This window comes from Rhizobium sp. G21 (assembly GCF_014158035.1).
In the GTDB taxonomy this organism is placed as follows: domain Bacteria; phylum Pseudomonadota; class Alphaproteobacteria; order Rhizobiales; family Rhizobiaceae; genus Rhizobium_E.
Window position 1 is genome coordinate 221,653 of record NZ_JACFXW010000003.1, and the last position, 13,054, is coordinate 234,706.

Annotated in this window: 10 protein-coding genes and 3 pseudogenes; 1 reads left to right on the plus strand and 12 read right to left on the minus strand. The window is 61.6% G+C overall.

The features are described from left to right. Positions 1-74 precede the first annotated feature (74 nt). The 5 genes from H2O14_RS25350 to H2O14_RS25370 form a co-directional block, all read right to left on the minus strand. The gene (locus H2O14_RS25350; RefSeq protein WP_182830098.1) at positions 75-860 is read right to left on the minus strand and encodes an ABC transporter permease; all 786 of its coding nucleotides are present in this window, start codon (positions 858-860) and stop codon (positions 75-77) included. Beyond that, positions 857-2,038: an ABC transporter permease gene (locus H2O14_RS25355; RefSeq protein ID WP_182830099.1), complete on the minus strand. Its 1,182-nt coding sequence runs from the start codon at positions 2,036-2,038 to the stop codon at positions 857-859. Before H2O14_RS25355 ends, H2O14_RS25350 begins: the two co-directional genes overlap by 4 nt. Continuing rightward, positions 2,035-3,099, minus strand: a complete 1,065-nt coding sequence (locus H2O14_RS25360; RefSeq protein WP_182830142.1) for an ABC transporter ATP-binding protein — start codon at positions 3,097-3,099, stop codon at positions 2,035-2,037. The genes H2O14_RS25355 and H2O14_RS25360 overlap by 4 nt, the downstream gene beginning before the upstream one ends. Before the next feature lie 81 nt (positions 3,100-3,180). Continuing rightward, positions 3,181-4,221, minus strand: a complete 1,041-nt coding sequence (locus H2O14_RS25365; protein ID WP_182830100.1) for an ABC transporter substrate-binding protein — start codon at positions 4,219-4,221, stop codon at positions 3,181-3,183. A gap of 116 nt (positions 4,222-4,337) precedes the next feature. Beyond that, a complete protein-coding gene (locus H2O14_RS25370; RefSeq protein ID WP_182830101.1) occupies positions 4,338-4,886 on the minus strand; it encodes a cupin domain-containing protein in 549 nt (182 codons plus the stop codon). Positions 4,887-5,050: 164 nt separating this feature from the next. Here H2O14_RS25370 and hisD point away from each other — a divergent pair, with 164 nt between their 5' ends. After that, positions 5,051-6,349 carry a histidinol dehydrogenase gene (gene hisD, locus H2O14_RS25375; protein WP_182830102.1) on the plus strand — a complete coding sequence of 433 codons (1,299 nt, stop codon included), beginning with the start codon at positions 5,051-5,053 and terminating at the stop codon, positions 6,347-6,349. 159 nt (positions 6,350-6,508) lie between these two features. Here hisD and H2O14_RS25380 read toward each other — a convergent pair. From H2O14_RS25380 to H2O14_RS25410, 7 genes and pseudogenes are all read right to left on the minus strand, one after another. Next, positions 6,509-7,392 (minus strand): annotated as a pseudogene (locus H2O14_RS25380) (aldose 1-epimerase). Next, a complete protein-coding gene (locus H2O14_RS25385) occupies positions 7,392-8,144 on the minus strand; it encodes an SDR family oxidoreductase (RefSeq protein WP_182830103.1) in 753 nt (250 codons plus the stop codon). The pseudogene H2O14_RS25380 and the gene H2O14_RS25385 overlap by 1 nt, the downstream one beginning before the upstream one ends. A gap of 7 nt (positions 8,145-8,151) precedes the next feature. Then, the gene (locus tag H2O14_RS25390; RefSeq protein ID WP_182830143.1) at positions 8,152-8,883 is read right to left on the minus strand and encodes an ATP-binding cassette domain-containing protein; all 732 of its coding nucleotides are present in this window, start codon (positions 8,881-8,883) and stop codon (positions 8,152-8,154) included. An 11-nt stretch (positions 8,884-8,894) separates the two neighbouring features. Next, a pseudogene (locus H2O14_RS25395) lies at positions 8,895-9,877 on the minus strand (ABC transporter permease). Positions 9,878-10,066: 189 nt separating this feature from the next. Next, a complete protein-coding gene (locus H2O14_RS25400; protein WP_182830104.1) occupies positions 10,067-11,041 on the minus strand; it encodes a sugar ABC transporter substrate-binding protein in 975 nt (324 codons plus the stop codon). Positions 11,042-11,078: 37 nt separating this feature from the next. Beyond that, the gene (locus H2O14_RS25405; RefSeq protein WP_182830105.1) at positions 11,079-11,771 is read right to left on the minus strand and encodes a GntR family transcriptional regulator; all 693 of its coding nucleotides are present in this window, start codon (positions 11,769-11,771) and stop codon (positions 11,079-11,081) included. Between the two features lie 80 nt (positions 11,772-11,851). Then, positions 11,852-13,053 (minus strand): annotated as a pseudogene (locus tag H2O14_RS25410) (mandelate racemase/muconate lactonizing enzyme family protein). Position 13,054 lies beyond the last annotated feature (1 nt).

Genomic DNA, 13,054 nt, shown 5'->3' on the forward strand with positions numbered 1-13,054 from the left:
CCGTCCCGTGACGTGATGGCTCCCAGGGCCTTTCGCAGGCTCACGGCGCAGACTTGCGTCGTTATAGGCGATAACTAGGCGCTCACTTTCCTCTTTTTAACCAACAGGACGAGCCCGGCAATAACGACTGTGCTGACGATAAACAGGAAGGCGGCCGCTGCTATGGCAGGGCTGATGTTTTCCCGGATGGTCGAAAACATTTGACGCGCAACCGTACGCTGATTGGGTCCGGCGACAAACAGCGTCAGAACGACTTCGTCCAGAGAGGTCGCGAACGCAAAAACCGCGCCGGAGACGATGCCCGGCATGGCGAGCGGCAGGGTGACGCGGCGCAGCACGACGATCGGCGCGGCGCCGAGGCTGGCGGCGGCGTTTTCCAACCTGCGATCGACGCCTTGCAGCGCCGCGGTGACGTTGACCACCACAAAGGGGATGGCGATGACGGTATGGGCGATGACGACGCCGGGATAGGTGTTGGCCAGGCCATAGCGGGCGAACATCAACTGCATCCCGACGCCGAGCACCACTGCCGGCACGACCATGGGCAGCAGAAAAACCGTCCTGAAAAAGCTGAACAGCAGTGCGGAGGCATGCCCGCGTAGGCCCAGGGCTGCGATTGTCCCCAGAACGGTGGCGAGAACAGTCGTCCCCGCGCCGATCAGGATACTGTTCAGGATCGAGCGGCGCCAGGCGTCGGCCGTGAAGAGTTCATGGAACCACCGAAGCGAATAGGTCTCGATCGGATAGTTCAGGAAGATGCTGTCGGTAAAGGCGAGTGGGAGAATGGCGAACAGGGGAGCCATCAGAAAGATGACCACCATCGCCGCGAAGATCGCCTTGCTGAGAGAGAGGAGCCTCATGCGGGCCTCTCCTCGGAGGAAAGGCGGAGGTAAACCACATAGAGGAGAATCGTCGAGACGAGAAGCACGATTCCCAGCGCGCCGGCCATGCCCCAATTGGCGGCGCCGGTGGCGTAATAGGCGATCACCGAACTGATCATCTGATCCTTCGCGCCGCCGATCAGCGCCGGCGTGATGTAATAGCCCAGTGCGCTCATGAAGACGAGCAGCGCTCCGGAGACCACGCCGCGCAGGCTGAGCGGCAGCAGGACACGCAGAAAGGCTTGGATCGGTGGAGCGCCGAGAGAAGCCGCCGCCGGCATCAGGTTTTTCGGGATGCCGATGAGAACGCTGAAGATCGGCAGCACCATGAAAGGCAGCAGCACATGGGTCATGGCGATCACCACACCGAGCCGGTTGAAGATGAGCGGGACCGGGCCGCTGGTGAGGCCAAGCGTTTGAAGCGTGAGATTGATCAGGCCATTGTCCTGCAGGATGATGTACCAGGCGGCGGTCCGCACCAGCAGCGAGGTCCACAGCGGCAGCAACACGGCGCCCAGCAGCAGCTGGCGCTTCCAGCCCGTGGTCGATGCCGCCACCATGGCGAATGGCAGGCCGAGGGCGATGCAGCAGGCGGTCACAATCGCGGCCATGACCAGGGTGCGGACGAGCGTCGTGCGGTTGGCGGAGGCTCCTTCAGGCGCGTTGACGATGTGTCCGTCGGCATCTCGGGTCAGATCGACGGCCGCAAGCAGATTGCGGTCGGTGAGAGAGGCTCCGGCCGCATCCTGGATCGCCCGCCAGAAGGCAGGGTCGGCCCAACGCTTATCGACCGCGACCAGATCGGCTAGCTCGTGATCCTCGACGACGGCCTTGCGGGTCTTCGTCATCAGTGTGCGAAAGCCGGATTTGGCGCTGTTGAGTCGACGGACGAGATCGCCGAAAAGCTCATCATCGCCGATATTGCGGATGTCGTCGGCAAGGCTCTGCTGCGCGTCGGCAGGCGGCGCGCTGGCGCGGTCCCAGTCCTTCAGAGCTTCGGTGACCGTCGGCAGGGCGTTGGAGGCCACCGGGTCGGACACCGCGGTCGTCATCATCGTCAGAAGAGGCGCGATGAAGAAAAAGATCAGAAACAAGGCGAGAGGGGCGACGAGGGCGAGGGATTTCAGCCGCCTCGAAAACCAGGTTCGGCGGATCATGCGACGATCCAGCCATGTTCGGGATAGAACGAGGCTCGAACGTCCTGTCCGATATGCGGAGCATCCGCCTTTCGCGGCGCCTTGACCACCAGGCTTTGACTTCCGGCTTCGATCTGAACCTGAAGATGGTCGCCATGGTAGACGACGTCGCGGACTTTCGCGATCAACTGGTTCTGCCCCTGGCCTGAGGTTCCGAGTTCAATGCGTTCCGGGCGGACAGAGACCTTGACCTGCTTTCCAGGCTCCATGCCTGTGGACGAGGCGACCCGAATATTCTGGCTGCTGCCGAGCGCAATAGTCAGGATGCCCTCGTCATACGACGTGACCCTGCCGCCGAGGAGATTGGTTTCGCCGATGAATTCCGCAACGAATTGGGTCCTGGGACGATCATAGATGTCGGCAGGGCCGCCGATCTGCTCGATCTTGCCATGATTGAAGATGGCGATCCGGTCCGACATGGTCAGGGCTTCGGTCTGATCATGCGTGACGAAGACGATGGTGAGGCCCAGTCGGTGATGGATGGCGCGAATATCCATCTGCATCTGTTCGCGCAGCTTCTTGTCGAGCGCGCCGAGAGGTTCGTCCATCAGCACGACCTCCGGTTCGAACACCAGTGCGCGCGCCAGGGCGACACGCTGCTGCTGGCCGCCCGAGAGTTGGATCGGCCGTCGCTCATGAAAAGCGCCGAGTTGCACCATGTCGAGCGCCCTGTTGACCCGCTCGACGATCTCGCTGCGTGAGGCCCCGCGCATCTTCAACGGGAAAGCGACGTTCTCCACCACGGTCATATGCGGAAACAAGGCGTAGTTCTGAAACACCACGCCCATGTTGCGTTTGTGGGGCGGCAAGGCGTCTACTCGCTTGCCGCCCACGGAAATGGCGCCGCTAGTCGGACTTTCGAATCCTGCCAGCATCATGAGGAGCGTCGTCTTGCCCGAGCCGGATGGGCCGAGCAGACTGACGAACTCGCCTTTGGCGATCGACAGGTCCAGATTGTCCACCACGGTCATGATGCCGAAGGACTTTGTGACCTTGTCGAAGTGGAGAAACGGTTCGCGCATCATGACCTGTCTTCGCTGAATTGACGATACACGACATCCGCTGCCCGTCAGGAAAGCGGATGTCGTGCCTGCAGCGCCGATTTACTGGGCGAGCCAGGCGTTGAAGCGCTGGGTCAGCTCTTCCGAATTGTCGGTCCAGAAGTCAACATCGAGCGCGATGGCTCCCTTGATGTTCTCATCCGTGGTCGGCAGCTCTTTCTGGAACTGTTCCGGCACGAGTTTGGTCGCGCCGAGATTCGGCAGGCCGTAGGCGATGAATTCCGGAAGCTTGGCTTGGTTTTCAGCCTTGCTGGCATAGGCGATGAAGTCCATACCGGCATCTTTGTTCGGGCTGTCCTTCAGGATTACCCAGCTGTCGATGGCATAGACGCTGCCGGGAAACACGAAGCCGAACTTCTTGCCTTCGCTGCGGTTGATGCCGCTGATGCGTCCGTTATAGGCGGCGGTCATGACCACCTGGCCAGACGAAAGAAGCTGCAGCGGCTGGGCGCCCGCATCCCACCAGATGATGTCGGCTTTCAGTTCGTCGAGCTTCTTGAACGCTCGGTCGACGCCGCCTTCGGCGCTGAGCACCTCGTAGACCTTGTCCGCAGGAACGCCATCGGCCATCAGCGCGAATTCGAGAGCGTATTTCGGACCCTTTCGCAGGCCGCGCTTGCCCGGGAACTTCTTCGTGTCCCAGAAATCGGCCCAGCTCTCCGGGGCGGTTGCGAGTTTTTCGCCATCATAGGAGAGACCTGTCGACCAGACGATATTGCCGATGCCGCAATCGCTGACGGCGGCCGGCAGATAGGCGTCCTTGCCGCCGAGTTTTTCCCAGTCGAGCTTTTCGTAAATGCCGTCGGCGCAGCCGAGCGCCAGTTCTTCCGCTTCGACTTCGACCACGTCCCAGTTCGGAACGCCGGCTTTCACCTTGGCCTGCAGAACGCCGTAGCCGCCGTCCCAGCTTTCGTCGAGGACCGGCTTGCCGCTTTCGGCTGCAAAGGGCTGGAAGAAGATTTTACGCTGTGCATCCTGGAAGTTGCCGCCCCAGGACACGACCGTCAAGTCGCGCGCATGCACATTGAGACTGCCTGCCATCAAGATGGTGGAAGCGATGATCGTGGCCTTGAAGATATTCATTGGGCGTTCCCTCTTGTGTTTTGATCGGTTGCTAGCAAAGCATGTTTCGAAACTTTGGGAAGCTGGCCGGCATCGCATGTTCAATATACTCACCAAGCACGTTAGAAGGAACCGGGCTAGTAGGTCGGCGGCGTGATGGCGCTGAGGATTTCGCTCGGTCCGCTGTGAACATTGCGGAAGCGGTGTGGCAGGCGGCTGTCGAAATAATAGCCGTCGCCGGGCTGCAGGATCTTTTTCTGGTTGCCGACCGTGATCTCCACTTTTCCGGAGAGAACCATGCCGGCTTCCTGAGCGGCGTGTGTGAATTCTTCGCCGGTATCCGCGCCCTCGGCATAACGCTCGTGGAGTATCAGCATCTGGCGGTTCGGGTGATCGAAACCCACCACGCGGTAGGAAATCGTGTCGGCTTTTCCAATTTCGACGAGGTCTTCCGCAGCATAGAAAGGCGAATAGGGCAGGCTGGACTGCAGGTCGGAGAAAAAGCCGGGAAGGGTGGTTCCGAGCGCATCGAGCACTGCGCCGAGTGTATCCACGGACGGGCTCATCTTGTCGCGCTCCATCAGTGAAATCGTCGAATGCGAAATACCCGAGCGCGCCGCGAGCTCCCGGACGCCGAGATCGCGGCGACGTCGCAATTCCCGTAGTTTGCTTCCTAATTTCGGCATGTAGAATTCCTTCCCTGCAAGAGCGCCATGGGTCGAGCGCGGCGGTCAGGTTTGGCCGCCGATCTGATCCTACTGGTGAATATATTAAACATCCATTCTTGAGGCAATTGCTGCGGCCTGCCCCTTGGAAGATGGTGGCGCATCATTCCAAACAGGAGGTTTCGATGTCGTCGCGTCTCGATGCGCTGCAAGGCAAGTTCACCCGGATCAAGGAGCCGACCCGCAATGCCGTGTCTGACACGGCGCCGGTCGAAGCCACCGTCAAAGAGATCATCGCCAATGTGCGCGAAAGGGGCGACGCCGCGGTTCGGGAGTATTCCCTCGCCTTCGACAAAGCCGATGTCGGCGAGTTCGAGGTCAGTGATGCGGAGAAACACAAAGCGATCGCCGATCTCGATCCCCAGACGCGAGAAGACACCGAATTCGCCATCGCGAATGTGCGCCGTTTCGCAGAGGCGCAGCTCGCAACTATTCTGCCGCTCGATATCGAGGCGCTGCCGGGTCTGCATCTCGGCCATCGGGTCATTCCGATCGAGATCGTCGGCTGCTACGTGCCCGGCGGCCGCTATCCGCTGTTGTCCGCTCCGGTCATGACGATCGTCCCGGCAAAGGTCGCCGGTTGCGATCAGGTGATCGCCTGCCTGCCGCCCAATGCGCATCCGGCCATGATCGCCGGCTGCCACCTTGCCGGCGCGGATCGCATTTTCCGGGTCGGAGGCGCTCAGGCGATCGCCGCCATGGCTTATGGCACAGAGACGATTCCCGCCGTCGACAAGATCGTCGGTCCCGGCAACGCCTTCGTCAACGAAGCCAAGCGCCAGGTCTTCGGCCAGGTCGGTATCGATCAGCTGGCCGGTCCGAGCGAGATCTTCATCGTCGCCGACGAAACCGCCAACGCCGCCATGATCGCAACAGACATGCTGGCCCAGGCCGAACATGATGTGCGCACCCGGGTTGGTCTGGTGACGACGGACCGCAAGCTGGCGGAAGAGACGATCCGCGAAGTCGAAAAGCAGCTGGAGACGCTGTCGACCTCGCCCGTCGCCGGCGTCGCCTGGAGAGATTATGGTGAAGTGACGGTTGTCGATGACGAGGCGACGATGATCGCCTATTCCGACTTTATCGCCACGGAACATCTGCAGGTTCACACGCGCGACCCGCATGCAACGGCGAAGAAACTGCGCAACTACGGTTCGATCTTCGTCGGCGAGCTGGCGAGCGTGGTCTATTCAGACAAGTGCTGCGGCACCAACCACACCCTGCCCACCATGGCGGCCGGACGCTACACGGGCGGTCTCTGGGTGGGATCCTATGTGAAGATCGCGACGCATCAATGGTTAGACGAACGCGGCGTCGCCGCCGTCGCCCCTGCCGCTGCGCGCCAGAGCGCGACGGAACAGCTAGAAGGCCATCGCCGCGCGGCGGCTCTCCGGCTGAGCCCGAAGCAGTTCGCAGCAGACTGACAACTCCTCCCAAGCGATTTGTCCGTGGGCCGTCGAAGAGATTCGGCGGCCCTTCGTCATGCGATCGCCGCTGGCGTTTTGATGAGAGGCTCGAGGTCAAGGGGATTGGGCGGCACGCGAATATCCGCGCGGCTAAGGACTCAACGCCTGTATCGCGCTTCAGGAAAGTTTGCGCGGCATGATTTTCATCGTCGCGGCGATGGCCGAACCTGGCCCCAGCGCCGCCATGCCGTATTTCTCTGGTCCACCCTCGAGGTTGAAGGCGTCGACTGGATGGGAGACGGGTTCGAAGCAGAAGAAATCTGCATCGGCGGCCGGAGAGAACAGGACATATTGGCTCAGCGCTTCGCTGGCGGTGATACGGGCGCAGATCCCGCGCGACGGCCAGTCGATGGCGGCTTGCCGGTTCCAGGCGGAGAACCAGTTGTTGATCCAGCGCCCAGGCAGCGGCTGTGCGGTGTTGAAGTTCATGTCCGGATGCAGCGACACGGGTTCGACGGCCTTCGGGAGATGATCGTCATTCTCCAGCCAGACGTGATCGCAGCTTGCCGTCAGCCTTAAATCCCGGTCGCGGACGAACCAGGGATGAAAGCCGAGCCCGAACGGAAGGCGGATGCCGCGATTGGTCATTGTGAGGCTCATGACCAGAGTTGCGCCTTGCAGAGCATAGGTCACCTCCGCGTCATAGCGATAGGACCTGGCCCCGTCGCGGCGAGACGGAGATCGAGGCGATCGCGGGACTGGCCGGTGATTGTCCAGGGCAAGGCGAAGGCGCTGCCATGTATCGGATATTTCTCCGCCTCCATGTTGCGTTCGATCGCATGGAACTTGCCGTCGAAGGTGAAGCCGCCGCCCGACACCCGCCCCGAGAAGGGCGCCAACAGGATGTTGGAGAGCTGGAAAGGATGCGCCGTGTCATCGGGCGCGCGTCGAAATATAGGTTGCCAGCAGGCGCCATCGTGAAAGTCGTAAGCCGTTGCGCCCGCGCCCAAGTCAGGGCGGATGGTGACGCGGGCCTGGCCGTTGTCGAGCCTGACCGTCATCACCAGCCCCCGCTTATCTCGATATTTTGGCCGGAAATCATGTCTGAGGCGGGAGAAACGAGAAACAGCACAAGTTGGGCGACGTCGTCGGGCTGTATCCGGCTCTTGAGCGATTGGTTCTCGAGGATCCAGTCGCTATATTCCTTCAGCAGGTCGCCGAAGACGCGCTCCTCGGCCTCCGATACGACTGCCCCGGGCGAAACCGCGTTGACGCGGATGCCGCATGGCCCGAGTTCACGGGCCAGCGACTTGGTCAGGCCGTAGATTGCGCCCTTGGACGCTACATAGGGGACATATCCATCCCAGCGGCCATTCAGCGTGATCGAGCAGAAATTGACGATTTTGCCATAGGCTTTGCGCTTCATGCCCGGCGCTACGGCGCGTGTGAGGGCAAAAGCAGCAGAGGAATTGACGCGCAGCTGATCCTCGTATTCCTCCAGCGAGAATTCCTCGTAGGGTTTGTTGATGATCAGCGCCGCGTTGTTGATCAGGATGTCGATGCCGCCATATAGATCTGACAGCTGGGAGGCGCTGCGTTCACTCTCGGCGAGGTTGTTGAGATCCTGCTCGACAAAATGCGCATTGCCGCCGGCCTGCGTGATCTGCGAGGCGAAGGCGTCGCCGCCCTCGGCGCCGGGACGATCCAGCAGCAGCATGGTGGCGCCGGCGTGAGCCAGCGTTTCGGCCTGCGCCCGGCCGAGTGTGCCGAGCGCGCCTGTCAGAAGCACCGTCTTTCCGGTCAGGACTCCCATGCGGGCCTCACAGTAGTTCGTGGACTTCGTCGATCGAGGTTTCGGCCGTCGGCTTGTCGAAGACGATCTCGCCGCGCGCCATGGCGACGATCCGGTCGCAGGACTGGAAGACATGCTGCATATTGTGCGAGATGAAGATGCCGGTCAGGCCCTGCGCCTTCAAGCCGCGCACGAAGCCGATCACCTTGTTGGTCTCCTTGACCGAGAGGTGGTTGGTCGGCTCGTCGAGGATCAGCACCTTAGACTTGAAATGCATGGCGCGGGCAATCGCGACACCCTGGCGTTGGCCGCCCGAGAGTTCGCCGACCAGTGCGTCCGGCGAGCGGAGATGCAGATCGACATCGGCGATGGCCTTGACGCTTTCCTCACGCATCCGCTTCTGGTCCATCAGGCCGAAATTGCCGATCTTCCATTTCAAGGGCTCGCGGCCGATGAACAGGTTACGGGCGATCGACATTGTCGGGACCATCGAGTTATATTGGTAGATCGTCTCCAGGCCGTGATGCATGGCGTCCTTGGGCGAACGGAAGTCGACCGTCTTGCCTTCGATCAGGATCTCGCCGGAGTCCTGGTGGTGCACGCCCGACAGGATCTTGATCAGCGTCGACTTGCCGGCGCCGTTGTCGCCGACCAGACCGACGCTTTCGCCGGGATGGATGGTGAGCGAGACATTCTTGAGCGCATGGACACCGCTATACCATTTCTGCAGGTTGCGGCATTCGATGACGGGGATGGCGATATCGGGCATGCTCACTTGTGCGCCTCCACTTTGATCTTGCGAGACATTTTGCCCATCCAGCTATTGGCGACGACGGCGAACATGGTGAGAAGGCCGATGGCGAATTTGAACCAGTTGGCGTCGACTCTCGACAATACGAGACCGTTGTCGATGGTGCGGATGAGAAGCGTGCCGATGATGGCGCCGAAGACGGTTCCGATGCCGCCAGCCAAAGCCGTGCCGCCGATCACGGCCGCGGCGACGGCCTGAAGTTCGAGACCTTCGCCGATCGAGGGCAGGGGGAGCCGAGGCGGAGCACCTGCAGCAGGCCGGCAAAGCCCGCCAGCACCGAGCAGAGCATGAAGCAGACGATCTTGACCCGCTTGACCGGAATTCCCATCGAGGCTGCGGCTTCGTTGAAGCCTCCCGTGGCGCGAATCCAGTTGCCGAAATTGGTCAGCGACAACAAGGCTGTCGCCAGGACCGCGATCACGGCGAACCAGATGAACGACATGCGCAAGATCGAACCCTGGAAGATATAGTCGGTGAACAACCAGGTTGGCAGGTTATCCGGCAGGAGCGGCGGAAAGCCGCCCGAAATCACGATGGTCAGCGAGCGGGCGATGAACAGCATGCCCAACGTGGTGATGAAGCTCGGGATCGAGAAGTGCAGCGTGACATAGCCGTTGACCAGGCCGACCGCGGCGGAGATCAGCAGGCCGATCAGCAGCGCCGCCGAAAAGGGCACGCCCGAATTCAACATCACGGCTATGCTCATCGGCATCAGCGCAAAGACGGAGCCGACCGACAGATCGAACTCGCCGCAGATCATCAGGATCGTGACGCCGATGGAGACCAGCGCAATTTCCGGCAGTAGGCCCATGATGCCGCGTATGTTCTCGAAGGAGAGCAACACGCCGTTGGACTTGATCTGGAAGATGGCGATCAGAACGATGAGCAGGGCCAGCCCCGCCAGTTCCGGCTTGTCCAGATAGATTTTCAGAAACCGTTTCATCGGCAATAACTCGAATGTGGCGCTCCGGCAACATGACGGAACTGTGGATGTCGCTGCCCCTCACACTGCCGCCGCCATCCTCTGCCTGTAGGAAGGAGAGGGGAGATGGAGCGCCGAGCTTGCCCCAAGTCCCTTCTCCCCGCATGCGGGGGAGAAGGCGCGCCGGCAGGCGGATGAGGGGCAAATGTCTCAGCGCAGGCCCTGCTTGGACATTTCCATGATCGTCGGAACGTCCTTGGGAACAACGATGCCCTGTCCGGTGTCGACATCGGACGGGGTCAGGCCGGCGGTCTTATAGAGATAGGCCTGCATGACGGGCATGAAGCCTTGCATGTAGGGCTGCTGGTCGACCTGCACCTGGATGTAGCCGGCCGTCATCTGCTGCAGCGCTTCCGGCACCAGGTCGAAACCACCGAGCAGAACCTTGCCCGGCTCGATGCCCCGATCCTTCAGCACCTTGGCGACGCCGGCATGCCAGTAGCCGGTGTCGAAATAGGCCGTCGTGTTCGGGTTGGCGTTGAGATAGGCGCCGATGCGGTCGGCGGTCAGCGCGAGGTCGGTCGCCGCGTCGATGCGGGTGATGTTGATCTCGCGGTCTTTATGTTCGGCCTTGTATTCCTCGAGGAACTTGTTCACGCCGGCGGCGCGTTGTTCGGACCAGGTCTGGCCCGGCGCATTGACGCCGACCAGCAGGTTGAGGGGGCCGTCCTTGGGAAAATTCAGCGACTGCGCCTTTGCCAACGAATAGCCCGCGGCGACGAAGCCCTGGCCGACGAAGGCCTTGCGGGCATTGCCCTTGGCGCCCTGGCTGTCGTCGACATTGACGGCGAGCACGAGGATGCCGGCGTCAGTGGCTTCCTGGATCACGGCGTCGTAGGCTTTGTCGTCGACGATGGCGACGAAAATCGCATCCGGCTTGGTGGCGATCGCCGCCTGCAGGTTGGCGACGGCCTGCTCGACCGAGCCTTCCGTCTGGGTCAGGATCAGCTGGCAGTTGGCTTCGACACGGGCGCAACCGTCATCGAAGCCTTTCTTCACGGACTGCCAGAACGTATTGGATGCCGAGGAATGGCTGATGAATGTGAGATTCAGGCCTTCCGCGTAAGCGCCGGATGCCATCATCGACAACCCCAACGCCGTCCCGGCGATCAATTTCTTAAACATGCGTACCTCCCTTGTTAGACAGTGCTCCCCCACCGGCTCACTCGGTCCCGTCGAAAAGTTCGGATCGGGACCGGGCGATTTCCGGCAATGAACTGAGAATTTCGCGTAGATGCAGCCGTGTCGCCTTCTCGGCGGCGGCCTTGTCGCCGGCCGCTATGCCGTCGACGATCTGCTCGTGCTGGTCGATCAGGCGGCCGACATGCATGTCGTCGACCGAGAGAAAGCGGACGCGGTCCATCTGCGCCTTGACGCTTTCGATGACGCTCCAGGCATAGGCATTGCCGGCCGCGGCGGCCAGCGTGCGGTGGAAGAGTTCGTCGAGCCTGAGGAACGCCGCGCGATCCTGCTGCGGCACCTTGCGTTGTTCGACGATCTGCCGGCGCAATTCCTCGATGGTCTCCGGCGCATGGACCTCCGCCACCGCACGCACGACATCGGCCTCGATCGCCTCGCGCACGAAGCGGACATCCATGACGGAAGCGACGGAAATCTTGGTCACGAAGGTGCCGCGTTGGGGAAGGACATGCACGAGCCCTTCCTCGGACAACTTGATGAAGGCCTCGCGCACCGGCTGGCGACTGACCGACAGCGCCTTGGCGACATCGGATTCCGACAGGCGTTCGCCCGGCAGGAGCTCCGCGTGAATGATCTGCTCGCGCAGGATGCGATAGACCTGCGGACCTACGGTCTCGCCGATCGTAACCGCCCGCGCGGATTTTGCAGGGTTCATGCGAGCCTCCTCCTCGAGCGCATTTCCGCCGCCCGTTCTATACTAACCTACTACCATACAAGTCAAGTCGAATTGCGCGATTATGTGTCCGCCGTCGTCGAACGGCGAAAGGTCGTGAACTTTTTGTCGAGATCCTCGGACAGTTCGACGCCATGGCCGGGGCCGGGCGGAATGGTGATCATGCCATTGGCGACCATGGGCAGCTGCGTCGTCAGATCGGCGTACCAGGTCCGGTAATAAGCGCGGACGCTCTCCTGCACGAGCGCGTTGGGCGCATTGAGGGACAAATGCGTCGAGGCGGCCAACACCACCGGCCCGGTGCAATCATGCGGCGCGACCGGTAGGTGCCACGCCTCGGCCATGGTCGCGATCTTCTTGGCTTCGGAAATGCCGCCGCACCAGGAGAGGTCGAGCATGACCACGCCGGCGCTCTCGGTTTCCATCAGGTCGCGGAAGGCCCAGCGGGTGGCGAGCGTTTCCGAAGCGCAGAGCGGCGCGCGGCTGGCTGCGGCGTAGCGCTTGAGGCTCGACAGCGAATCCATCTTGATCGGGTCTTCGTGCCAAAAGGTATTGTAGGGTTCGAGCGCACGGGCGATCTGGATCGCCGGGGTGAGCTGCCACATCGAGTGAAACTCGACCATGATGTCGATCTTGTCGCCGACCCGTTTGCGGATCTTCTCGAAGGGTTCGAGCGCCTTCTTCAGGTCGGCTGCGGAAATATACTGGCCACGGTTCTTTTCGGCGGCGATGTCGAAGGGCCAGATCTTCATAGCGGTGATGCCTTCGAGAGCAGGTCTTCCGCCAGTTCGTCGGCCCGTTCGAGGAAGCCGTTGAGGTCGTCATAGTCGCGCCGCGGGCCGCCGATGCCGTAATTGCCGGTCTGCTGGCCGGTGCCTGCGCGCATGTAGGTGTTGCCGGCGCAGGTATTGTAGGTGCGGATATCCCGGCGCGAGAAGCCGCCCAGCAACTGGGCGATCGGCAGGTTGGTCGCCTTTCCGAACAAGTCCCACAGGCCGATGTCGATGGCGGAATTGCCGCGCATTTCCGCGCCCGTCGAGCGGAAGCCGAGATAGCCCGTGAGGTCTTTCGAGATGAGGTCGATGGCCAGCGGATCCCTGCCGATGAGCTTCGGCGCGACTTCTTCGTGGATATAGGCTTCAACCGTCTGGGCGCCGAAAAAGGTCTCGCCGAGGCCGACAAGGCCTTCGTCCGTATGGATCTGCACCCAGAGAATGTTCGGGAATTCCTCGACGCGAATCGTCTCGAGGGCGGTGATTTTCATG